The organism is Aquabacterium sp. (assembly GCF_016195855.1).
GTDB lineage: Bacteria > Pseudomonadota > Gammaproteobacteria > Burkholderiales > Burkholderiaceae_C > Aquabacterium.
Map to the genome: position 1 here is coordinate 115,302 of NZ_JACPYU010000014.1, position 22,253 is coordinate 137,554.

The following is a 22,253-nucleotide window of genomic DNA, read 5'->3' on the forward strand; positions in this document are numbered from 1 at the left end:
GGGCCGGTGCAGGAGCAGGGGCCGGTGCGGGAGCAGGGGCTGGCGCAGGAGCCGGGGCCGGTGCAGGAGCCGGGGCCGGGGCTGGCGCAGGAGCGGGGGCTGGCGCAGGAGCGGGGGCCGGTGCGGGAGCGGGGGCCGGTGCGGGAGCAGGGGCTGGTGCGGGAGCTGGTGCAGGAGCCGGGGCCGGTGCGGGACTCTGGGCAATTGGCGTGCCGGAGGCAGTCAGGTTGCCGGAGGTTGTTGGGTCTGTCGACGATGAACCGTCGCCGCCACCGCAGCCAGTGATGGCAGCGCTGACGCTGATCACAGCGATGCAGCTGTTAAGAAAGCTCAGGCGTTGGCCAAGCTGGAGGTGTTCGACAGCGGTAATAGCGGACGTCAGTTTCAAGATAAGCCTCTGTGGTCAGGTCGCGTTGAGCAGATGGGTGAAGCGTATTCAATAAATCGCTCGTTTCAGCGCTGCATTTGTATGAAGACGTTTCAATGGCGCGTCTGGCAAATGAAGTAATTGACGGGGAATCTCGGTGCAATAAAACTCATGGCGGTGATGGGGGGCATGCAGCGCGCAAAATTTTTCACGAACCCCCGGTTCGGGGTTTGACTTTTTTTGCGATATGGGATGGGCATTCGCGCTCTGCTGCCTGCGCGCCAGGATGCAACTTGATTCAATTCAGACGGGGTCCAGTCGCCTCGCCCCGGGGTGCTCGTTCGGGAGGGGGGCTACACAGTTGTTTGAGGCATCAAGCCGTGTGCGGTCAAGATGCTGCATGTTGTTGGCGTGTGGGGCTTGCATTGGGCTGGACGATACGGGTGAATTTGTATTTCAAGTCAAATGTTCGATGCGTATTATGGATTTGAATATGGGTGGTATTTTTTCTGACCGCGTACTGTTTCTGGTGTAGTTGGTTGTTGCGGCGGAGCTTGTTGGCTGCAGCCTGCGCATCTTTTGCACTCCCCCGGGTTGGGGCTGTGTGTGGCTGTGGCCGAGCGTTAAAATGGTTTCCAAATCGGTGTTTGAAATCAATGGGAGGCGCGTGCTGAAGGTTGCAATTATTGGCTGCGGCAAGATCGCTGACGGCCACGTTGAGCAGATACGAGCCATCGGGCGCGGCGAGGTGGTCGCTGTTTGCGACCGAGAGCCCTTGATGGTTGAGCAATTGGCCGTTCGCATGGGTATTCCGGGGCGTTTTGTCGATGCCCAGGAAATGCTGCGCGTTTGCCAGCCAGATGTCGTTCACATCGCGACCCCTCCCGAGTCGCATGTGGCGCTGGCGTGTATGGCCTTGAATGCCGGTTGCCATGTTTTTGTCGAAAAACCTTTTGCCCTGACCGCTGAAGACGCTCGGGTGATTCTCGATTTGGCCAATCGTCTTGGTAAAAAGGTCAGTGTCAATTACCTCTACAACTTCGAGCCTCCTGGGCTTGAGCTGGAGGGCATCCTGGCGAACAAGGGGTTGGGTGATGTTGTTCACCTTGACACCTTGTATGGGTACAACTTGAACGGCGACTATGGGCTGGCTGTGATGTCTGACCCCGGGCATTGGGTGCATCGCTTGCCGGGCAAGCTCTTTCACAATGTACTGGACCACGTGCTGGCGAAGGTGGTGGCGCACATTGGCGATGATGTTGATGTGAGGGTGATGGCGTTCCGTCGCCGGCCTGCTTCTGGCAACCAGGTGCTGGACGCCCTGTCTGACGAATTGCGCTTTATTTTGCGAAGTGGCGGCACCACCGTGACAGGCTTGATCAGTGCGCATGGGCGCCCTGTTGCGCATGCTTTGCGCGTGGTCGGCACAAAAGACACGGTCGAGCTGGATTACACCGCCCGAACTCTGGTGAGAGCCGCGAACTGGGCGCAGCCAAGCGCGCTGGGGCGCCTGTTCCCGGCGTTCGTTCAGGCTCGGGCGTTCTGGCGCAATGGCTGGCGCAATGTCGGGCTGTTTCGGCGCCACGAATATCACTATTTCCAGTGCATGCGTGTCTTGCTGGACAGGTTTTACGATGCCGTGGAAAAAAATGGCCCCGACCCGATCCCGCCGGATCACATTTTGTGCGTGTGTCATGTGATTGACCGTTTGGTTGAAGGTATGGAGGCTCGGTCGTGAAGGTATTGGTAACCGGTGCGGGGGGCTTCCTGGGGCGTCGCATTGTCGACAGTTTGCTGAGCCAGGGGGTTGAGCACGTTCGTGTGCATGTTCGCCAGACGCCGCCATCGGGCATGGTGGAGGCGCTTCGTGCCAAGTATCCGCAGGCCACCATCGAAGTGGCGCAGGCCAATCTCTTGTCCCGAGGGGCGCTGGAGCCCTTGGTGGCTGGTGTGGATTGCGTGGTGCATGCGGCGGCTGGCATGAAGGGCGCTGCAGCCGACATGTTTGCCAACACGGTGCTGACGTCGCGAAACCTGTTGGAGGCCGCGTGTGCCCAAGGGGTGCGGCGCATCGTGCTCATCAGCTCGTTCTCGGTTTATGAGGCCGCGTCACTCAAGCACGGGCAAACGTTGACCGAGGCGACACCCATCGAGCGTGTTGGAGTTGAGCGTGGGCCTTATGGTTACGCCAAGACGCGGCAGGAGCACATGTTCAACGAGTTCCAGCGCGAACATGGCTTTGAATCGGTGATCCTGCGGCCCGGCGTGATCTACGGTCCGGGCAGCGGCGCGTTCTCATCACGCGTGGGGATTCGCGCGATGGGCTTCTTCTTCTCGTTGGGGGGCGGTGCTTTGTTGCCCCTGACCTATGTCGACAACTGTGCTGATGCGGTTGCCAAGGCGGCCTTGAGTGCACCAGCTGGCAGCTCGTTCAGTGTGGTTGATGACGATTTGCCTACCTGTCGCGGCTACTTGAAGCGGTATCGCTGCGAGGTGGAGTCCATGCGCGTTGTGCCGGTGCCCTTCTGGGCGTTTCGCCTGGGGGCGAAGATGCTGGTGGCGTATCACAAGCGTTCGAAGGGGCAGTTGCCTGCGATTTTCACGCCTTATGTCGTTGACTCGATGTATCGCCCGCTGCGCTATAGCAATGCAGCCTTGAAGGCGATTGGCTGGGTTCAGCGTGTCAGCACGGAAGATGGCATCCGGCGCTCATTTCAGCATTGGCGCGAACAACTCAAGAAGTGAGTGTTGATCAGCCTCTTGTGACTTTTGTGCAGACCTGAAGGGTTTCCCGCGCTACGTCGTCCCAGGTTCTCTGCATGGCCTGGGCGATGGCAGCGTGGTCCCATTGGGTGGCGAGTGCCTTTTCCAGTGCGCTCTGGAGTGCCTGCGCTTGCCTGGGGGGGATGAGGATGCCGTTGCGCTCGTTGAGGATTTCACGGGTGCCGCCCACGTCGGTGGCCACCACCGGTTTGCCACAGGCCAGACCTTCCACGACAACGTTGGGATAGCCTTCCGACCAGCTGGGCAGTGTCAGCACGTCTGATGCGCAGATCCACTCTGCCACCTGATCAGGCGGTTGCCCGCCAGGGATGCGCACGCGTTCTTGCAGGCCAGCTTGCGCAATCAAGTTGAGCAACTCGGTTTTCATGACGCCATCGCCAATCAGCGCCAGACTCAATTTGCTGTTCTTCAGTGCCATGGCCTTGAAGGCCTGGATCAGTTCGTGCATGCCTTTTGCCTCGACGAAGCGGCCCACGTAGATGATCATCTGTTCGTCAAGCGGGATGTTCAGGCGCTGCCGGATCGCTTGCTGGCTGCGCGGATGGAACACGCTGGTGTTGAATCCGTTGACGATGGTGTGGACGCGGTCGGGTGCCGCGCCAAAGTCGGTGATGGCGGTCTGGCGCATGGCCTCGCTGACAGTCAATAGTGCATCTGCACCGGCAATCGTCCGACGTGTCATGAAGTTGTTGATGCCCGCACGTACGTGGATGTCCGAGCCAAGTGCGCCGACGACGCATGGCACGCCAAGCTTGCGCGCGGTTCTCAAGGCAGCGTAGCCGTCTGGGTAGACCCAGTAGGCCAGGATGACATCTGGCTTGAAGGCCGCTACCCGGGGTGTCAGGAGATGGCTGCTCACGTGCCCGTTGATGGCGCGTGAGATCACAGGAAAGACGGGATAGGTGAAGGTTTCCACATCAATGCCGTCGATGCGGTAGTCAGCCCCGACTTGGCCATCCAGGAAGCTGCGCGGCGCCACGAAGGGCAGTTTGGGGTACTGCGATTGCTGAAAAAACACCTTGACGGTGGCCAGCTTGGACAGGGACCGTGCTGTTTCGTGAATGTAGCGTCCGCGGGTCTGATCGTGTGGTACCGGGAGCATGGGGGTCACGAGCGCAATACGGGTCATAGAGTCTTGGGGCGGTATGTGTTGAGGCGATCAGGCTCTGTGGTTCAGCCACTGCCGGAGCGGCATTTCAAAGCGGGTGTAGGACAGGTGCGCGAGGACCGAAAGGATCGCCACGGCAGCAAGGAAGCCAAGCGCAAAGGACCCGGTAAAGGCTTCGATTCTCGTTCGCAGGCTGTACAGCAGCAATTGGTGGAAGAGGTAGATGCCATAAGAGGCCTGGCCCATCTTGACCACCAGCGAGGCATTCATGCAGCGGGCCAGTACGCCCTCATTTCGCTTGGCCCGAATGATGACCAGGGGGATGAGGGCGGCGGCAGCCAGTGGCTCGATGATGTAGCCGAATGTGTAGCGGTAATGAAGGTTGCCATCCAGGGCGCCCGACCCAATCAGGACAAGTGCCGGCAGGATGGGGAGCCATGGGGCTTTTTGTTCGAGGTGTTCAATCCACTCTTTGGCTTGTGGGCGGCGCAAGCCCACGGCAAGCAGGCAGCCGATCAGCAGATGATCGGCGCGCGTTTCCAGTGCTCGATACAGGTATTCGTCGCTGGCCAGGCCGAGTTGGTACAAGGCTGCACGGTAAATCCATACGCAAAGCACGATCACGGCAATGCTTTTGTCCAGGCGATGGCCTGCACGCAGCATGAGCATCAGGGCAAAGGGCCATAAAAAGTAGAACTGCTCTTCAACGGCCAGTGACCAGCAGTGCGACAGAAAGTGCGTCTGGGCGCCGTGCAGCCCCTGGTAGTAGTTGAGCACGTACACCAGAGAGGTGCCCACGGCGCCCCATGGAATGGTCTTGTGCGTGAGATAGAGCGCAGCCATGCCCAGCAACACATAGGTGTAAAAAACGGGCATCAAGCGCGCGAAGCGCCGGCGGTAGAAGTCGCCAAGGTGAATGCGCCCCTGTTTTTCGATATCACCCAGCAGCATCCAGGTGATCAGAAATCCACTGAGCACAAAAAATATCTCGACGCCAATGGCGCCATTCATCACATTGGGTATGCCTTCAGGAATCACACCAGAGTGATCAGCCAGGACAAACAGCACGGCCAAGGCGCGCAGGAAGTCCAGTCCGGGTATGCGGCCTGTGCTGAGGGCTCTTGTCAACAAGCTTGCACCAGGCGACGCGGTGGTCACTGGCTGAGAGACGGTCATGCTTTAGTATGTTCGTTGCCAGCAAAGCTGGAGACGATAGTGTCGACCGATAACGGCGTCAATCGCTCAGCCCAGGGGGCTGGGTGTTTGGATGAGTGGGCAACTTCAGTTGAAGTGAATATATGTTGATGGAGCGTTGTGCATGAGTGCCAATTTTGCAACTTGCGATCTGTGCGATGAGCACAAAAACGACACGGACGGTGATTTCCGTGTCTTGCCGCCCGTGTTCAAGGACTATGGCCAACGCATCAGGTTCTCGGGGCAGGTTGCCACGGTGAAGTGCTTCGAGGACAACACGCTGGTCAAGGCCGCGGTGGATTCGCCTGGCCTGGGGCGTGTGCTGGTGGTCGATGGTGGTGCCTCTGTGCGCCGTGCGCTGGTGGGAGGCAACCTGGGCAAGGCCGCGGCCAAGAATGGTTGGGCCGGCGTCGTGGTCGATGGTTGCGTGCGTGATTCGGCCGAGCTGGCCGAGTGCGATGTGGGCATCCGGGCGCTGGGGCTGATGCCACTGCCGACCGAGAAGCGCAACGAAGGGCAGAAAGACATCGCGGTGCAGATCCAGGGTGTCTGGGTGCGGCCCGGCGACTGGCTGTACGCCGATGAAGACGGCATGGTCATCATGAGCAAGCCAGCTGCCTGATTTTACAGTGCGAAATGTCATCCGTCGGGCCGTATACTGGCCCCATGGATGAATGCAAACTGGTGCTTCAGGGAACGCTGGCAGACTTTGTCGCATCCCTGGACGCTGGCCGGGATGCCGGCCAGCACGCCCGCGGCTCGCTTGTCGAGCGCTTCAGGCAGTTGCCTGTGTTGTGGGACCAGATGCTGGACCTGTTCAAGGTCGACACGTTTTCAAAGCAGATTCAAGGGCCGCTGCTCACGAAGGTTGCTGCCAGCGACCGGCGTGGGCGCCCGCTGGGGCAATGCCTGAACTTTGCCACGCAGGATTACCTGGCCTTGTCCTACCACCCTGCGATCCGGCAGGCCGCCATCGACGCGATCGAAACCTATGGTGTGCACGCGGCGGGCAGCCCTGCACTGGTGGGCAATTCGGTGCCGTCCGTGATGCTGGAGCGGGCCATGTCGCAATGGTTGGGCATGAGCGAATGCGTGCTCTTCCCGACGGGGTGGGGCGCCTGTTTCGGCGCGGTCAAGGCCCTGGTGCGGCGCACCGACCACGTGGTGCTGGACGAGCTGGCGCATGCCAGCTTGCAGGAAGGGGCCCGGGCGGCAACCAACAGCGTCTATGCCTTTCGCCATCTGTGCGTGAGCAGCCTGGAGCGGCGTTTGAAGCGCTTGCGTGCCCAGGATCCCAGCGGTGGCATCCTGGTGGTGACCGAGTCGCTCTATTCCATGGATTCGGATGTGCCTGACCTGAAGGCGCATCAGGAGCTGGCGCATCGTTATGGCGCCAACTTGCTGGTGGACGTGGCGCACGACCTCGGCGTGCTGGGGCGTGCGCACGGCCTGGGGGCCATGGAGGTGCAGGGCGTGCTGGGCCAGATCGATCTGGTGGTGGGCAGTTTCTCCAAGGCTTTTGCGGCCAATTGCGGCTTTGTGGCCAGCAACCATCCGGGCCTGAAACTGGCCATGCGCTTTGGCTCGGGGCCCAATACGTTTTCGACGGCACCGTCGCCTATCCAGACGGCGGTGGCGCTCAAGGGCCTGGAGATCGTTCAGTCCAGCGAGGGCTTGGCCTGTCGTCAGCGCATCTTCGAGCGTTCGACGGCGTTGCGCGCGGTGCTGGATGCCATGGGCTTGCAGGTGCTGGGGCAACCCAGTGCCATCGTGCCGGTGCTCATGGGGGGCGTTGCACGCTCCAGGCTGACCGCTCGCTTCATGGTCGAGCAAGGCGTGTTGGTCAATCTGGTAGAGCACCCCGCCGTGGCGCGCAACACAAGTCGCCTGCGTTTGCAGTTGATGGCCACGCATGAGCCTGAGCACCTTCAGGCCTGCGCGGAGGCTTTGGGCACGGCCATCGGGCAGGCCGATGACATGCTGCGCGAGATCAACGCGGGCCGCGACCCGCAGTCTCAGCTGGTTTGATCAGCGCACGATCTCAAGCACGCGGTCCAGTCCGCCTTCGTTGATGGCGATCATGGCTTGCTCGCGCACCTTGGGCTTGGCGTGATAGGCCACGCTCAGGCCTGATGCGCCCATCATCAGCAGGTCGTTGGCGCCATCACCTACGGCAATGGACTGCTTCGGATCGCAGCCAATGCGGGCGCACAGATCAAGCAGGTGCTGCTTCTTTGCTTCGCCATCCACGATGTTGCCCAGCACATGGCCGGTCAGCAGGCCGCCTTCGATTTCCAGCGTGTTGGAGTGGGCCTCGTGCATACCCAGGCGTTCTTTCACACGGTCGGCAAAGAAGGTGAAGCCGCCCGAGACCAGCAGGGTCTGCAGGCCCGCGGCCTTGGCGGCGTTGATCAGTTCAGGTGCGCCGGGGTTGATCTTCAGGCGCTGGGTGTAGACGGCTTGCAGTGCTTCGGCGGGCACGCCCTTGAGCAGGGCCACACGGCGGCGCAGGCTGTCCTTGAAGTCGGTGATTTCGCCGCGCATGGCGGCTTCGGTGATCGCGGCCACCTCGGCCTTCTTGCCCACCGCGTCGGCGATTTCGTCGATGCACTCGATGCTGATCAGCGTGGAGTCCATGTCGAAGGCAATGGCCTTGAAGGACGAGAGCGTCAGGGGGGGCGTGAAGCGCTGGATGACGAGGCCGGGGGCGAATTCTTGAGCGGACATGGATCTGGTCTGGGCGGCACAGGGAAGGCGTGATTATCCCCGGCCTTGCCGGCGCGCGTATGCTTGGGGCATGTCTGCCGCCGCTTCACCTCGTCAAAAGCAGGAGTTTGCCAACTTCGTCGTGGAGTTGATGGCCGGTTTTGCGCCTGTGCAGGCCAAGCGCATGTTCGGTGGCTTCGGCATCTTCTGGCAGGGTTTGATGCTGGCCATCATCATTGAAGACAAGCTGTACTTCAAGGTGGACGACATTTCTGAGCCGCGTTTTGCGCAGCGTGGCCTGCCGCGCTTTCAATACGAGTCCAAAGGGCGCACGGCCTCGCTGCGCTACTGCGAGGCACCGCCCGAGGTTTATGACGAGCCGGCGCACATGGTGGACTGGGCCAGGTTGGCGTACGAGTGCGCGGTGCGGCAGCAGAAAAAGCCGGGTCGGGCGAGCAAACCCAAGGCGACGACCAAGGCGCAGCGTGTGGCGCCCGCGGTCAGTGCAAAGGATGGCAAGGCTCAGGAGGCCGTGGGCTCGTTTCCCGAGCTGAAAAACCTGGGCCCCAAGAGTCTGGAGATGCTGGCCAAGGCTGGCATCCACTCGGGAGAGGACTTGAAGCGCCTGGGCGCCGTCATGGCCTACGCCCGCACCAAGGCCGTTTGCCCCAAAGCCAGCCTGAATCTCTTGTGGGCGCTGGAGGGCGCCCTGACTGGGCGTGACTGGAAGCTGGTGGCCGAAACAGACCGCGCCAGCCTGCTCATGGCACTGGAAGACGTGCAGAGGCATCTGGTGGCTTGAATGGTGGTTTGAAGCCTCGCAGCGCAGGCGCCCTTTGAGATAATCGGCGCCTATGCTGCGAATCACCGAACTGCGTCTGCCCCTGAACCATGCCGAGGGCGACCTGCGCCCAGCCCTGGTGACCCGACTGGGGATCAAGGACGAACAACTCAAGCGCTTCAACGTTTTCAAGCGCAGCTACGACGCGCGCAAGAAGACGGCCATTGTGCTGATCTACACGCTGGACTGCGAATTCACGAGTGATGCGGACGAGCAGGCCGTGGCCCAGCGTCTGGCCAACGACACCCATATTCGCCCCACGCCGGATACCACCTACCAGTTCGTCGGCCATGCGCCTGCGGACTACCAACAAGAGAAGCGGCCGATCGTGATCGGCTTCGGGCCGTGCGGCATCTTTGCGGCCTTGATCCTGGCGCAGATGGGCCTGCGCCCGATCGTGCTGGAGCGGGGCAAGGAGGTGCGCCAGCGCACCAAGGACACCTGGGGCCTGTGGCGCCAGAGCGAGCTCAATCCGGAGTCGAACGTGCAGTTCGGCGAGGGCGGGGCGGGCACCTTCTCGGATGGCAAGCTCTACAGCCAGATCAGCGACCCGCGTCACCTGACGCGCAAGGTGCTGACCGAGTTCGTCAAGGCCGGTGCGCCCGATGAAATCCTGTTCGTCAGCAAGCCGCACATCGGGACCTTCCGCCTGGTCAGCATGGTCGAGAAGATTCGGGCCGATATCGAAGCGCTCGGCGGCGAAGTCCGCTTCCAGCAGCATGTGACGGATGTCGTCATCGACCAGGGCAGCGTGCGTGGTGTGGCGCTGGAAGGTGGCCAGCAGATCGAGGCCGATCATGTGGTGCTGGCGCTGGGCCACAGCGCACGCGACACCTTCACGATGCTGCATGAGCGTGGCGTCTACATGGAGGCCAAGCCGTTTTCGATCGGCTACCGGGTCGAACACCCGCAGAGCATCATCGACAAGGCGCGCTTTGGCCCCAATGCGGGCAACGAGATCCTGGGGGCGGCGGACTACAAGCTGGTCCACCATGCCAAAAATGGCCGCGCGGTCTACAGCTTCTGCATGTGCCCGGGTGGCACGGTGGTGGCGGCCACGTCTGAACCCAATCGCGTGGTCACCAATGGCATGAGCCAGTACTCGCGCAACGAGCGCAACGCCAACGCCGGCATCGTGGTGGGCGTCTCGCCTCAGGACTACCGCCAGGACGGCCTGCAAGACGGCCCCGTGAACCCGCTGGACGGGATCGCCTTTCAGCGCTTTTGGGAGTCGCGTGCGTTCGAGTTGGGCGAGGGCCGCTACATGGCGCCGGGCCAGCTGGTGGGGGACTTCATCAAGGGCCAACGCAGCAAGGTGCTGGGCAATGTGATGCCGTCGTACAAGCCGGGGGTGACGCTCACTGACTTGGCGCAGAAGGGCAATGGCAGCTTGCCGGATTACGCCTTGGCCGCCATCCGCGAAGCCTTGCCCGCGTTCGACAAGCAGATCAAGGGCTTCTCGATGCCGGACGCCATGCTGACGGGTGTGGAGACGCGAACCTCCTCGCCATTGCGCATCACGCGTGGCCGCGACTACCAGAGCCTCAACGTCAAGGGCCTGTACCCGGCTGGTGAGGGCGCGGGTTATGCCGGCGGCATCATGTCTGCAGGGGTCGATGGCATCGAGGTGGCCGAGGCCGTGGGCGCCTCGATCCTGGGTGTCGAGGCGCCTGCCACGAAGAACGGCGCCAAGCCTGGTCAGGCCTTGATGGGCTGACCCAGTTGCCGCAGCAGATCGCGCACGTACTGGGCGCGGTCTTTCGGGTCTGACAAGGCCTTCTCGATGCGCAGCTTGTCGTTGCCGGCCAGCTTGATGTGCTTGTTCTTCTGCACCAGCTCGATGATGCGCATGGGCTCGACCGGCGGGTTGGGGCGGAAGGTGATGTTGATGATGCCGGGCGCGGCATCGATCTTGACCACGCCATAAGGCTTGGACTGCACGCGCAGCTTGTGCGTGTCGAACAGGGCCTGGGCTTGCGGCGGCAGCTTGCCGAAGCGGTCCACGATCTCTTCGAGCATGGTCTCGATCTTGTCGAGTGAATCGGCCGTGGCCAGGCGCTTGTACAGGCTTAGGCGCACGTGCACGTCGCCGCAATAGGCGTCGGGCAGCAAGGCCGGGGCGTGCAGGTTCACGTCGGTGTTGCTGCCGAACATGCCCAGTGGCGAGAGCAGGTCGGGCTCCTTGCCGGCCTTCAGTGAGCGCACGGCTTCGCCCAGCATCTCGTTGTAGAGCTGGAAGCCCACTTCCATCATGTTGCCGCTCTGGTTGTCGCCCAGCACCTCACCGGCGCCGCGGATCTCCAGGTCATGCATGGCCAGGTAGAAGCCCGAGCCCAGCTCTTCCATGTTCTGGATGGCGTCCAGGCGTTGCGCGGCCTGCTTGGTCAGGCCTTCGATGTCGGGCACCATCAAGTAGGCATAGGCCTGGTGGTGGGAGCGGCCCACACGGCCACGCAACTGGTGCAGCTGCGCCAGGCCGAACTTGTCGGCACGGCTGATCACGATGGTGTTGGCCGAGGGCACGTCAATGCCGGTCTCGATGATGGTCGAGCACAGCAGCACGTTGTGGCGCTGGGCCACGAAGTCACGCATCACGCGCTCGAGTTCGCGCTCGGGCATCTGGCCGTGGGCGATGGCGATGCGGGCTTCGGGGATGAGCTCGGTCAGCTTGTCGCGCCGGTTCTCGATGGTCTCCACCTCGTTGTGCAGGAAGTAGACCTGGCCGCCGCGCTTGAGTTCACGCAGCACGGCCTCGCGGATGGTGTTGCTACTCTCGCTTCTGACAAATGTTTTGATCGCAAGACGACGCTGCGGTGCCGTGGCGATCACGCTCAGGTCGCGCAGGCCTTCCATGGCCATGCCCAGCGTACGCGGAATGGGGGTGGCGGTGAGCGTGAGCACGTCGATGTCGGCGCGCATGGCCTTGATGGCCTCTTTGTGGCGCACACCGAAGCGGTGCTCCTCGTCGATGATGAGCAGGCCCAGGCGCTTGAACTTGACCGTGTCGCTCAGCAGCTTATGCGTGCCGATGACGATGTCGATGCTGCCGTCTTCCAGTCCCTGCATCGCGGCCTTGATCTCCTTGGCAGAGCGGAAGCGCGACATCTCGGCCACTTTCACGGGCCACTGCGAGAAGCGGTCGGAGATGTTCTGGTAATGCTGTTCGGCCAGCAAGGTGGTTGGCGCCAGCAGCACGACCTGTTTGCCGCCTGTGACGGCCACGAAGGCTGCGCGCAAGGCCACCTCGGTCTTGCCGAAGCCCACGTCGCCGCAGACCAGGCGGTCCATGGGGCGGGGGCTGATCATGTCCTGGATGACGGCGTGGATGGCGGCGCGCTGGTCGGCGGTTTCTTCAAAGCCGAAGCTGGCGGCAAAGGCCTCGTAGTCTTGCGCCGAGAAGCGGAAGGCAAAGCCTTCGCGGGCCGCACGGCGGGCATACAGGTTGAGCAGTTCGGCGGCGGTGTCGCGCACCTGCTCGGCGGCCTTGCGTTTGGCCTTGTCCCATTGCGGTGAACCCAGCCTGTGCAGAGGCGCTTCTTCAGCGCTCACACCGGTGTAGCGGCTGATCAGGTGCAACTGTGACACGGGCACATACAGCGTGGCCTTGTCTGCGTATTCCAGATGCAGGAACTCGGAGGGGCCATCACCCAGGTCCAGGTTGATCAGGCCCTGGTAGCGGCCGATGCCGTGGTTGCTGTGCACCACCGGGTCGCCCACGTTCAGCTCGCTCAAGTCCTTGATGAGCGAATCCAGGTCGGTGACCTGCTCTGACTTGCGGCGCCGGCGCGTGGTGGGTGTGGCGTCGAACAGTTCGGTCTCGGTCACGAACTGGATGCCGACCGCGGGCTTGGCCGGGTCGTTCCAGATGAAGCCGGCGGCCAGCGGGGCTGCGGTGATGGCGTGGCGGTGGTCGCTGTCGACAAAGGCCTGCAGCGTGTCGATGCTGGGCAGGTTGATGCGGTGGTCGCGCAGCAGCTCCATCAGGCTTTCGCGGCGGCCGGCGCTCTCGGCCACCACCAGCACGCGGTGCCCGTCCTTGTCGGTCTTGTCGATGTGCTGTTCCAGCTTGCGCAGCGGGTCTTGGCCGCCACGCTCGACGCTCAGGTCGGGCAGGGGGCGGGCCCACGCGCCAGCTTGGGATGGCGCCTGTCCTGGCTCCGTGGGCTCGGTGCCGCGAACCACCAGTTGGGCGTGGGTGTTGGCCAGTGCGAAGAAGTCCTCCACCTTGAGGAAGAGGTCTTCGGGCGGCAGCAGCGGGCGCTCAGGGTCGTGCTGCAGGAAGCGGTGGCGCTCCTTGGTCTCAGTCCAGAAGCGGCGCAGGGCCTCGTCAACGTCGCCATGCAGCACGACAACAGCTTGCTCACCCAGATGCTGGAACAGCGTCGAGGTCTCGTCGAAGAACAGCGGCAGGTAGTACTCGATGCCCGCTGTGGCCACGCCTGTGCCAATGTCCTTGTAGATGCGGGATTTGGTCGGGTCGCCCTCGATGCGTTCGCGCCAGCGCTTGCGGAATGCGCCGCGTGCGGCCTCGTCCATGGGGAACTCGCGGCCGGGCAGCAGGCGCACTTCGGGCACGGGGTAGAGGCTGCGCTGGGAGTCCGGGTCGAAGGTGCGGATGGAGTCGATCTCGTCGCCGAAGAGGTCCACGCGGTAGGGTACGAGCGAGCCCATGTGGTAGAGGTCGATCAGGCCGCCGCGCACGGCGTACTCACCCGGCGACACCACCTGGCTCACGTGCGTGTAGCCCGCCAGGGTCAGCTGCGATTTCAGTGCCGCCTCATCGAGCTTTTGCTTTTGCTTGAAGTGGAAGGTATAGGCCGCCAGGAAGGAGGGGGGCGCCAGACGGGTGAGGGCCGTGGTGGCAGGCAACAGCACCACGTCCACGCCGGTCGGGGCCGTCACGCCCTGCTGCATGCGCCACAGCGTGGCCAGCCGCTCCGAGATCAGGTCCTGGTGGGGCGAGAAGGTGTCGTAGGGCAAGGTCTCCCAATCCGGGAAGACGGCGCAACGCAAGTCCGGCACGAAGAAGGCCATTTCGTCGAGCAGCCGCTGGGCGTCGGCCGGGTCGGCGGTCAGCACGGCCGTGATCTGGCCTTGCGCCTTGCGGCTTTGCGCGAAATGGGCCAACAGCAGGGCATCGCCTGAGCCCGCAGGGCGCGGCACGGTGAAGCGTTTGCCTGGGGCGATCGAGGGCAGGGGCAGGGCGGGCAGCATGGCGTGCAGAAATGACAATAGCCCGGTCACATGGGTGGCCGGGCGTGTGTGGCGAATTCAAACTCAATCCAGAGCGCATTTTAGGTGGGGGACAATCACCCCATGTCTTTGACGATTGCTTCACACGAATTCAAACCCCGTGCATTTGCCCTGGTGCCCTGTGCTGGCGTGGGTGAGCGGGCGGGCGTGGGCGGGCCCAAGCAGTACCACCCGGTGGCGGGCAAGGCCGTTGTGGCCCACACGCTGGCGGCCTTGGCCGCGGTGCCACGGCTGGATGCGACGCTGGTGGTGCTGTCCCCGCAGGATGCCCAGTTCGAGCAGCATGTGCCCGGTTTTGAGGGCGAACGAGGCTGGGTGGCCCGCGTGGGCGGTGCGTCTCGCGCAGAAAGCGTGGCCAACGGCCTGGGCGAGTTGCTGGCCCGTGGCGCGCAGCCGCACGATTGGGTGCTGGTGCATGACGCCGCACGCTGCCTGATCCAGCCAGATTGGGTCGAGCGCCTGATCGATGCCTGCGAGGATGACGAGGTGGGCGGTTTGCTGGCCTTGCCCCTGGCCGATACGCTCAAGGCTGCTGTGGCCGGGCCGCGAGGTGAAGCCCGGGTGCAAGCCACCGTGGACCGCGCCGGCAAGTGGGCCGCCCAGACGCCGCAGATGTTCCGTGTGGGCTTGTTGCGCCCGGCATTGTTGTCAGCGTTGGCTGATCCCCAAACCGCGGCCACCATCACCGACGAGGCCAGCGCCATCGAGGCACTGGGGCATCAGCCCCGTCTGGTGCCAGGCGCGTACGATAACTTCAAGCTCACTTGGCCGGGCGATTTCGCTTTGGCCGAGCGTCTGTTGGCAACGCGCCCTTGATGTCGGCAGATGCCGGGACGGTCTGCGCATCCGATTGCAGCTTGAGCGCGGCCATCACCACCGGCTTGGCCCAATCCGGTGTGCTCATCAAGTCCTGCGCGGAGGCTGGCACCAGCACATCGGCTTGATGTCGGGGTGTGCCCATGCTGGCCTGCCGCCAATGCAGCAGCAGGCGCGGTTTGGGGGCCTTGCCTGCGTGGGGATCGGCGTCATCGCTGTTGTCGTAGACGCGCAGTTCGCTCAAGTGCGGCAACAACTCGATGAGCTGCAATCGGCTCTGATCAAAACGGCGGCGGATATCGGCCTCAGGGATGTCATGTCCACCCTTTTTGACGCGTGCCTTGACGCGCGCCAGGTGGTGCTCGGGGCTGGCCAGGCCCACGTACCAGATCCGCACCTCAAAGCCCTTGGCTGCGGCGTCCTTGAGCAGGGCCGCAAAGCTCTTGCCGCCCAGGGTGGTCTCGAAGTTGTAGTCCTGGCCATGGGCGATGGCGTGTTGCAGCAGGCGCTTGCCTTCATGCCAGGCGGCGCTGTTGGCCTGCGTGGCACTCAGGTGCGGCTGGGCAGCCCGGATGCGCGCGGCGGCTTCATCGGGGTTGAAGTACTCGGCACCGCGCAAGCGGATCGTGGCGCCGCCAATGCTGCTCTTGCCTGCGCCGTTGGTGCCGGCCAGCACAAAAAGTCGGGGAACGTGGGCAAGTTTGGCCACGGCGTGTCTCTCTGGATTAGGAATAGGGGATCACGCGCCGTCATGTTCGCGGCGCATTGATCTGGTGGGCCCATCATGGACCCAATTGGGCTCGTACTGAACGGGTACTGAACTCGGGCAGGCCGCGATCCAGCCAGATACTGGCGGATGGCGCTCAACCCCGGCGGGCGGCCAGGCTGGCTTGCGCGGCGGCCACCGCAGCTTGCCCCAGTTCTTCCGGGCTGGCATCGAAGGCGTCCATCATGGCATCGCGGGCGGCGGGTGCCTGCATGCGTTGCAACAGCGCATCAAACTCGTGGCTCAGGGTGTCCAATGGCTTGGACTGTGCCCCCAGCAACGCCTGGTAGGCATCCAGTGACAGCACCACCGCAGTAGGCCGGTCACGTTTGGTGATGGCCACCATGCCCTGGCTGAAGGCGGTATCCAGGACACGGCCAAAACTGTTTTTGGCCTCGGTGGCCGAAAACTCGGTTACCGGGATGTCTTCGCCACGGGCGTTGCGCAGGGTGAGAGCGGTCATGATGGAGCTGCCTTTGGTCAAAGCTTGAAGCCATTTTAGCCATTTCGGCCAATATGTCCAGTTCATGAGTCTGGCAATAGCCATGAAAAAACCCGGCACGGGGCCGGGTTGATGGCGAAACGCGGCCCACGGGCCCCATCTCAGCGCTTTACAAGGGTGCCAGGGCGCTTTACCAGGACACTTCCTGCTCCGGCGTGGCCTTGATGCGGTGCAGGGACAGGTCGGCGCCCTCGTATTCTTCCTCGTGCGTCAGGCGCAAGCCCATGACCTTGTTGAGGATGCCGTAAACCAGCCCGCCGGTGACCAGGGCCAGCGCCAGCACACAGAGCGTGCCCACGATCTGCGAACCCAGGTTGACGCAGCCCACGCCACCCAGCGAGGTCTGGCCAAAAATGCCGGCTGCGATGCCGCCCCAGGTGCCGCACAGGCCATGCAGAGGCCAGACGCCCAGCACGTCGTCGATCTTCCACTTGTTCTGGACCAGGGTGAACATGAGCACGAAGATCGCGCCCGCGCTGGCACCCACCACCAGCGCCCCGGCCGGGTGCATGATGTCCGAGCCAGCGCAGACCGCCACCAGGCCAGCCAGCGGGCCGTTGTAGGCGAAGCCGGGGTCATTGCGGCCCATCAGCACGGCCACCAGGGTGCCGCCCACCAGGGCCATCAGCGAGTTCACTGCCACCAGGCCAGAGATCTTGTCGATGGTCTGGGCGCTCATCACGTTGAAGCCGAACCAGCCCACCGCCAGGATCCACGAACCCAGCGCCAGGAAGGGGATGCTTGAAGGTGGGTGGGCCGACATGGCGCCATCCTTGCGGTAGCGGTTGCGGCGCGCCCCCAGGATCAGCACGGCAGGCAGCGCAATCCAGCCACCAAAGGCATGCACCACTACCGAGCCGGCGAAGTCATGCAACTGCCCGCCGGTCAGCTTCTGCAGCCAGTCTTCAAAGCCAAACTTGTTGTTCCAGACGGCGCCTTCGCACAATGGGTAGAACACGCCCACGATGACCGCCGTGGCGATCAACTGGGGCCCGAACTTGGCCCGCTCGGCGATGCCGCCCGAAATGATGGCGGGGATGGCCGCGGCAAAGGTCAGCAGGAAGAAGAACTTGACCAGTGCATAACCATTGTTCTGGGCCAGCGTGCCGGCGCCTGCAAAGAAGTCCACGCCGTAGGCAATCGTGTAGCCCACGAAGAAATAGACGATGGTCGAGACACAGAAGTCCACCAGGATCTTGACCAGGGCATTGACCTGGTTCTTGCCGCGCACGGTGCCGAGTTCGAGGAAGGCAAAACCCGCGTGCATCGCCAGCACCATCACGGCGCCCAGCAGGATAAACAGCGCATCCGCGCCTTGTTTGAGTTGGTCCATTCTTTGGCTTTCAAAAACAACATGACGCCGCACCGAAATGAATCGATTGCCGCGTCTTTGGTCACTATGCACCATAAGCAAGCAAAATGCATGCCTGAATTTGGGGCGCTATATCCGCTTTGAGTGCATCAAAAAGCCGTTGTGGTGCGCAAACTTGGTGCTGCTGCATGAGGCGCCCACATGATGTGAACCAATATGGTGCATTGTCGAGCAGGCCAGATCTGGTTGCCATCCTTTTCACGATGAGGCATGGGCAAGCAGAACGCGTTCCGCGTGACAATGCGGGCTCTGTCATTCAAGTCTGCGACGTCAACATGTCCATGCCAGTCATTCGGGTCGGAGAAGGGTGGGACACCCACGCTCTGGTCACCGGGCGCCCGCTGATCCTGGGCGGTGTCACCATCCCGCACAGCCACGGCCTGCTGGGGCACTCCGATGCCGATGCCTTGCTGCACGCCATCACCGACGCCTTGCTGGGCGCCGCCGGCATGGGCGACATCGGCCGCCACTTTCCGGATACCGATCCGCAGTTCAAGGGGGCCGATTCGATCGTGCTGCTCAAGGAGGCCGCACGGCGCGTGATGGCCGAGGGCTGGCAGATCGGCAATGTGGATTCAACCATCGTGGCCCAGGCGCCCAAGATGGCGCCGCACATTGGCTTGATGCGTGAGCGCATCGCCCAGGCGCTGGATCTGGCGCCTGACGCTGTCAACGTCAAGGCCAAGACCGCTGAGAAGATGGGGCCAGTGGGTGAGGGCCGGGCCATCGAGACCCGTGCCGTCTGCTTGCTGCTGAAAGTGAAAACCGCCTGATCAGGCCGTGATCAGGGCGCCCGCTTCAGCTTGATGTGGGCCACCAGGCCGCCGCCGGGGGCATTGGCGATCTCGAAACCGCCACCCATGCGCTGCAAGGCCTTCTCCACAATGGCCAGGCCCAGGCCGGCACCCGTGGCGGCGGTGCGCGCCGCATCGCCCCGGAAGAAGGGCGTGGTCAGTTGCGACAGCTTCTCGGGGGCCACGCCAGGCCCATGGTCCCGCACGCTCAGAATCACCCAGGAGCCCGAGCGCGTGTAGCTCACATCCACATTGGTCACGCCCGTGTAGGTGTTGCGACCATAGCGCCGCGCGTTCTCAAAGAGGTTGGTCAGCACGCGGCCCAATTCGGTCTCGTCGGCCATGACCTTGGTGTCGATGGGCAGCTTGGCCGTGATGCGGATGCGCTTGGTGTCGCGGAACTGGCTGATCGACTTGTCCACCACCGACGACACATGCACCGGCATCAGCTCAACGTTGCCGGGACGCGCGTAGTCCATGAACTTGTCGATGATGGCGTCAAGCTGGTCGATGTCGGCAGCGATGTTGCGCTTGGCCTCTTCGTCCACCACACTCATTTCGGCTTCCAGGCGCAGACGGGCCAGCGGCGTGCGCAGGTCATGCGAGATGCCTGCCAGCATCACGGCGCGGTCCTCATCGACCTTGGCCAGCTCGCGCGCCATGCGGTTGAAGCCCTGGTTCACCTCGCGGATCTCGCGGGTGATCATGGACTCGTCCAGCACCGAGTCGTACTCGCCCTCACGTATGCGGCTGGCCGCGAACGACAGCTCCTTGAGCGGCTGGTTGATCAGGCGCGCGATCACGGCCGAGCCCAGCATGGTGGCCACCAGCGCAATGCCCACCCAGATGAACCACGTTCGCCCGGTCATGGGCTCCACGCGGCTGCCGTCGGCCTGCAGCCAGTAGTTGTCCTTCTCGATCTGAAAGCCCACCCACAGGCCCTGCACGCCGTTCACGCTGCTGGCCACCACGGTGGTGGGCCCCAGGCGCGAGCGCAACTCCTTGCCGATGGCCTGCGTGAAGCGGCTGACCTCGAAAGGCTCGAAGCGGTCAGACGGTTCATGCGGCTTGAGCGCAATCGACTCCTGATCAAACAAGGTCTTGATCAGGGTGACGCGGTTGATGCTGTCGGCATAGCGCAGCGCCGCGCGCGACAGGTTCACCAGGCTGGCGATCTGCTGCGCGGCTTGCACCGAACGAGGCTCGAACTCCAGGGCCTTGAAAGTCTGAACCCAGGCAAAGATGCCTGCGGTCAGCAACAGGCCCAGAAGAATGAACGTACGCCAGAACAGACTGAGGGCGAAACGCTTTCTAGGCATGCATCAAGCCCCGCCATCCGGCACGAACACGTAGCCGACACCCCAGACGGTCTGGATGTAGCGGGGTTGTGCAGGATCGGGCTCGATCATCTTGCGCAGACGCGAGATCTGCACGTCCAGGCTGCGGTCGAAGGGCTCGAATTCGCGGCCACGGGCCAGTTGCGCCAGCTTGTCGCGCGACAGTGGTTGACGCGGGTGGCGCACCAGCGCCTTGAGCATCGAGAACTCGCCGGTGGTCAGCGAGATGGGCTCGCCCTCCTTGCTCAGGCGACGCAGGGCCAGGTCGAACTCGAAGGGCCCGAACTGGACGGTCTGCGCTTCCTTGGCGGGTGCGCCAGGGGCTTCCTGGGCCGGGCGACGGCGCAGCACGGCATGGATGCGGGCCAGCAGTTCACGCGGGTTGAAGGGCTTGGGCAGGTAGTCGTCAGCACCGACCTCCAGGCCCACGATGCGGTCCACATCCTCGACCTTGGCGGTCAGCATGATGATGGGGGTGACATCGTTGGCTGCGCGCAGGCGGCGGCAGATCGACAGGCCGTCTTCGCCGGGCAGCATCAGGTCCAGCACGATCAGGTCGACGGTTTCGCGGGTCAGCAGGCGGTTGAGGGCTTTGGCATCTTCTGCCAGCAGGACTTCAAAACCCTCCTGACTCAGGTAGCGGCGCAGCAAATCGCGGATGCGGGCATCGTCATCCACCACGAGAACGCGGTCGGGACGCTGGTTGGGAGTCTGAGAGGTCATCTGCTTTCCTCGGCATTTGTAACAGAGGCGGATTGTGCGCAGTTTACGAGCGGGAAAATGGGTGCGCTGACCAGATGTTACAAATATTGCGGCTGGATGAAGGTGCCGTCAAGCCCCTTTTGGCCTTGTCTTCTTTGGCGGGGGCAAGTGCGTTAAGGTGCGGTGTTCCATCTCCATTCAGGGTTCATTGATGCAAACAGGTCTTCTTTCCCGCTCTGCCACGGCGCGCACGCTGACTGCTGCCGTGTTGGCCACAACCTTGGCCATGGCATCGGCTGCAAGCCGCGCCGATACGGGGCCTGCGAACAATGTGGTTCGTTTTTCGACCAGCGCCACGCAAGAGGTCACGCAGGATCTGCTGAGCATCACCCTGCAGGCCACACGCGAAGGCAGCCAGGCGGCAGAGGTGCAGGCCGGCCTCAAGCAAGTCATGGAAGCGGCCTTGACGGAGGCACGCAAATCGGCTCAGGCGCAAGGCATGGAGGTGCGCACGGGCTCCTTCACGGTGCAGCCACGCTACAACAACTCGGGGCGCATCAACGGCTGGCAAGGCTTCGCACAGCTGATCCTGGAGGGCACGGACGTGGCCCGCATCACGCAGACCACCGGGCGCCTCAACCAGCTCAACGTCATCAACGTCAGTTATGGTTTGTCGCGGCCTCTGCGGGAGCAATACGAGTCTTCGTTGACCAGCCAGGCCATTGCCCGCTTCAAGACACGCGCCAAGCAGATCGCAGCTGACTTCGGCATGAAGGGCTTCACGCTCGGCGAGGTCTCGGTGTCGTCGACCGACCCAGGCTTCGAGCCGCGTCCTTATCTGGCCAAGGCCATGTCCATGCGCGCGGAGGCTGCCGATGCGCCATTGCCCGTGGAGCCCGGCAAGGGCGTGCTGTCGGTGACGGTCAATGGCCAGGTGAACCTGACGCCTTGATCACTTGGGGGCCGCAAGGCGGATCTGTTCCCGCCAATGGCCACCGACCAGCACCTGATGTGGCAGGAACTGCGACTTGTAGGCCATCTTCTGGCTCTCGGCGATCCAGTAGCCCAGGTAAAGGTAGGACAGACCCAGATCATGGGTCTGCTGGATCTGCCACATGATGTTGAAGGTGCCGTAGCTGGTATGGGCCTCGGGCTCATAGAAGGTGTAGACCGCTGACAAGCCATCGTTGAGGATGTCCAGGATGGACACCATCTTGAGCGTGCCTTGTGTCTGCCCCGGCTTGGGCGGTTCACGGAACTCGACCAGCCTGGAGTTCACGCGGCTTTGCAGCAGGAACTGAGTGTACTGGTCGACCGAGTCGTGGTCCATGCCGCCACCCTTGTGCCGCCCCGCCTGGTAGCGCAAGTAAAGCTGATAGTGCTCTGGCGTGAAGCACAGCCGCAATACGCGGGCTTCCAGGTGCTGGTGGGCCTTCCAGGCGCGCTTCTGGCTGCGTGTGGGCACATAGCGGTCAGCCGGGATGCGCAAGGGCACGCAGGCGCGGCAGCCATCGCAATAAGGCCGGTAGGTGAACATGCCACTGCGGCGAAAGCCATTGCTCACCAGGCCCGAGTAAACGTCCGCATTGATCATGTGGCTGGGCGTGGCGACCTGCGAGCGAGCGGCCTTGTTGTCAAGGTAGCTGCACGGGTAGGGCGCTGTTGCATAGAACTGCAACGATGCCAGCGGAAGATCTTTGAGGTGCGTCAC

Annotated in this window: 19 protein-coding genes; 9 read left to right on the top strand and 10 right to left on the bottom strand. The window is 63.0% G+C overall.

Annotated elements, in window-relative coordinates:
- Positions 1-995 precede the first annotated feature (995 nt).
- Both HY019_RS12225 and HY019_RS12230 read left to right on the top strand, forming a co-directional pair.
- Complete coding sequence (locus HY019_RS12225; RefSeq protein WP_290692437.1) at positions 996-2,105, top strand: Gfo/Idh/MocA family oxidoreductase; 1,110 nt, start codon at positions 996-998, stop codon at positions 2,103-2,105.
- The gene (locus HY019_RS12230) at positions 2,102-3,112 is read left to right on the top strand and encodes an NAD(P)-dependent oxidoreductase (protein ID WP_290692438.1); all 1,011 of its coding nucleotides are present in this window, start codon (positions 2,102-2,104) and stop codon (positions 3,110-3,112) included. Before HY019_RS12225 ends, HY019_RS12230 begins: the two co-directional genes overlap by 4 nt.
- A gap of 7 nt (positions 3,113-3,119) precedes the next feature.
- Here the strand turns inward: HY019_RS12230 and HY019_RS12235 are convergent, their stop codons facing one another.
- The gene (locus tag HY019_RS12235; protein WP_290692439.1) at positions 3,120-4,253 is read right to left on the bottom strand and encodes a glycosyltransferase; all 1,134 of its coding nucleotides are present in this window, start codon (positions 4,251-4,253) and stop codon (positions 3,120-3,122) included.
- A 57-nt stretch (positions 4,254-4,310) separates the two neighbouring features.
- Positions 4,311-5,435, bottom strand: a complete 1,125-nt coding sequence (locus tag HY019_RS12240; protein ID WP_290692440.1) for an acyltransferase — start codon at positions 5,433-5,435, stop codon at positions 4,311-4,313.
- Between the two features lie 142 nt (positions 5,436-5,577).
- Between HY019_RS12240 and rraA the strand changes: the two genes are divergently transcribed.
- Both rraA and HY019_RS12250 read left to right on the top strand, forming a co-directional pair.
- Complete coding sequence (gene rraA / locus HY019_RS12245) at positions 5,578-6,075, top strand: ribonuclease E activity regulator RraA (protein ID WP_290692441.1); 498 nt, start codon at positions 5,578-5,580, stop codon at positions 6,073-6,075.
- Positions 6,076-6,119: 44 nt separating this feature from the next.
- On the top strand, positions 6,120-7,481 hold the full coding sequence (locus HY019_RS12250) for an aminotransferase class I/II-fold pyridoxal phosphate-dependent enzyme (protein ID WP_290692442.1): 1,362 nt from the start codon (positions 6,120-6,122) through the stop codon (positions 7,479-7,481).
- Here the strand turns inward: HY019_RS12250 and serB are convergent, their stop codons facing one another.
- A complete protein-coding gene (gene serB, locus HY019_RS12255) occupies positions 7,482-8,180 on the bottom strand; it encodes a phosphoserine phosphatase SerB (RefSeq protein ID WP_290692443.1) in 699 nt (232 codons plus the stop codon).
- A gap of 70 nt (positions 8,181-8,250) precedes the next feature.
- On the opposite strand from serB, the gene HY019_RS12260 reads away from it, so the two are divergent.
- Positions 8,251-8,961 carry a TfoX/Sxy family DNA transformation protein gene (locus HY019_RS12260; RefSeq protein ID WP_290692444.1) on the top strand — a complete coding sequence of 237 codons (711 nt, stop codon included), beginning with the start codon at positions 8,251-8,253 and terminating at the stop codon, positions 8,959-8,961.
- A 52-nt stretch (positions 8,962-9,013) separates the two neighbouring features.
- The gene (locus HY019_RS12265) at positions 9,014-10,717 is read left to right on the top strand and encodes an NAD(P)/FAD-dependent oxidoreductase (protein WP_290692445.1); all 1,704 of its coding nucleotides are present in this window, start codon (positions 9,014-9,016) and stop codon (positions 10,715-10,717) included.
- Here the strand turns inward: HY019_RS12265 and mfd are convergent.
- Positions 10,699-14,202, bottom strand: coding sequence for a transcription-repair coupling factor (gene mfd / locus HY019_RS12270; RefSeq protein WP_290692492.1), 3,504 nt, complete (start codon positions 14,200-14,202; stop codon positions 10,699-10,701). The genes HY019_RS12265 and mfd overlap by 19 nt on opposite strands.
- Positions 14,203-14,316: 114 nt before the next feature.
- Here mfd and ispD point away from each other — a divergent pair, with 114 nt between their 5' ends.
- Complete coding sequence (gene ispD, locus HY019_RS12275; protein WP_290692446.1) at positions 14,317-15,069, top strand: 2-C-methyl-D-erythritol 4-phosphate cytidylyltransferase; 753 nt, start codon at positions 14,317-14,319, stop codon at positions 15,067-15,069.
- Here ispD and HY019_RS12280 read toward each other — a convergent pair.
- The 3 genes from HY019_RS12280 to HY019_RS12290 form a co-directional block, all read right to left on the bottom strand.
- Positions 15,014-15,778, bottom strand: a complete 765-nt coding sequence (locus HY019_RS12280) for a zeta toxin family protein (RefSeq protein ID WP_290692447.1) — start codon at positions 15,776-15,778, stop codon at positions 15,014-15,016. The genes ispD and HY019_RS12280 overlap by 56 nt on opposite strands.
- Before the next feature lie 154 nt (positions 15,779-15,932).
- A complete protein-coding gene (locus HY019_RS12285) occupies positions 15,933-16,298 on the bottom strand; it encodes a type II toxin-antitoxin system Phd/YefM family antitoxin (RefSeq protein ID WP_290692448.1) in 366 nt (121 codons plus the stop codon).
- Between the two features lie 169 nt (positions 16,299-16,467).
- A complete protein-coding gene (locus tag HY019_RS12290) occupies positions 16,468-17,670 on the bottom strand; it encodes an ammonium transporter (RefSeq protein WP_290692449.1) in 1,203 nt (400 codons plus the stop codon).
- Between the two features lie 314 nt (positions 17,671-17,984).
- On the opposite strand from HY019_RS12290, the gene ispF reads away from it, so the two are divergent.
- The gene (gene ispF, locus HY019_RS12295; RefSeq protein WP_290692450.1) at positions 17,985-18,482 is read left to right on the top strand and encodes a 2-C-methyl-D-erythritol 2,4-cyclodiphosphate synthase; all 498 of its coding nucleotides are present in this window, start codon (positions 17,985-17,987) and stop codon (positions 18,480-18,482) included.
- An 11-nt stretch (positions 18,483-18,493) separates the two neighbouring features.
- Here the strand turns inward: ispF and HY019_RS12300 are convergent, their stop codons facing one another.
- Complete coding sequence (locus HY019_RS12300) at positions 18,494-19,822, bottom strand: sensor histidine kinase (protein WP_290692451.1); 1,329 nt, start codon at positions 19,820-19,822, stop codon at positions 18,494-18,496.
- Between the two features lie 3 nt (positions 19,823-19,825).
- A complete protein-coding gene (gene ompR / locus HY019_RS12305; protein ID WP_035034913.1) occupies positions 19,826-20,563 on the bottom strand; it encodes a two-component system response regulator OmpR in 738 nt (245 codons plus the stop codon).
- Positions 20,564-20,828: 265 nt separating this feature from the next.
- Between ompR and HY019_RS12310 the strand changes: the two genes are divergently transcribed.
- Positions 20,829-21,494, top strand: a complete 666-nt coding sequence (locus HY019_RS12310; RefSeq protein ID WP_290692452.1) for an SIMPL domain-containing protein — start codon at positions 20,829-20,831, stop codon at positions 21,492-21,494.
- Here the strand turns inward: HY019_RS12310 and HY019_RS12315 are convergent, their stop codons facing one another.
- Complete coding sequence (locus tag HY019_RS12315) at positions 21,495-22,253, bottom strand: arginyltransferase (RefSeq protein WP_290692454.1); 759 nt, start codon at positions 22,251-22,253, stop codon at positions 21,495-21,497.

What these genes read in the sequence shown, in the direction of transcription:
- HY019_RS12310 (WP_290692452.1), top strand. Translation starts at nt 20,829, where the DNA reads ATGGCATCGGCTGCAAGCCGCGCCGATACGGGGCCTGCGAACAATGTG.
- serB (WP_290692443.1), bottom strand. Translation starts at nt 8,180, where the DNA reads ATGTCCGCTCAAGAATTCGCCCCCGGCCTCGTCATCCAGCGCTTCACG.
- ispD (WP_290692446.1), top strand. Translation starts at nt 14,317, where the DNA reads ATGTCTTTGACGATTGCTTCACACGAATTCAAACCCCGTGCATTTGCC.
- HY019_RS12290 (WP_290692449.1), bottom strand. Translation starts at nt 17,670, where the DNA reads ATGGACCAACTCAAACAAGGCGCGGATGCGCTGTTTATCCTGCTGGGC.
- ispF (WP_290692450.1), top strand. Translation starts at nt 17,985, where the DNA reads ATGTCCATGCCAGTCATTCGGGTCGGAGAAGGGTGGGACACCCACGCT.
- HY019_RS12225 (WP_290692437.1), top strand. Translation starts at nt 996, where the DNA reads ATGGTTTCCAAATCGGTGTTTGAAATCAATGGGAGGCGCGTGCTGAAG.
- HY019_RS12265 (WP_290692445.1), top strand. Translation starts at nt 9,014, where the DNA reads ATGCTGCGAATCACCGAACTGCGTCTGCCCCTGAACCATGCCGAGGGC.
- HY019_RS12240 (WP_290692440.1), bottom strand. Translation starts at nt 5,435, where the DNA reads ATGACCGTCTCTCAGCCAGTGACCACCGCGTCGCCTGGTGCAAGCTTG.
- HY019_RS12260 (WP_290692444.1), top strand. Translation starts at nt 8,251, where the DNA reads ATGTCTGCCGCCGCTTCACCTCGTCAAAAGCAGGAGTTTGCCAACTTC.
- HY019_RS12300 (WP_290692451.1), bottom strand. Translation starts at nt 19,822, where the DNA reads ATGCCTAGAAAGCGTTTCGCCCTCAGTCTGTTCTGGCGTACGTTCATT.
- ompR (WP_035034913.1), bottom strand. Translation starts at nt 20,563, where the DNA reads ATGACCTCTCAGACTCCCAACCAGCGTCCCGACCGCGTTCTCGTGGTG.
- HY019_RS12250 (WP_290692442.1), top strand. Translation starts at nt 6,120, where the DNA reads ATGGATGAATGCAAACTGGTGCTTCAGGGAACGCTGGCAGACTTTGTC.
- rraA (WP_290692441.1), top strand. Translation starts at nt 5,578, where the DNA reads ATGAGTGCCAATTTTGCAACTTGCGATCTGTGCGATGAGCACAAAAAC.
- HY019_RS12285 (WP_290692448.1), bottom strand. Translation starts at nt 16,298, where the DNA reads ATGACCGCTCTCACCCTGCGCAACGCCCGTGGCGAAGACATCCCGGTA.
- HY019_RS12235 (WP_290692439.1), bottom strand. Translation starts at nt 4,253, where the DNA reads ATGCTCCCGGTACCACACGATCAGACCCGCGGACGCTACATTCACGAA.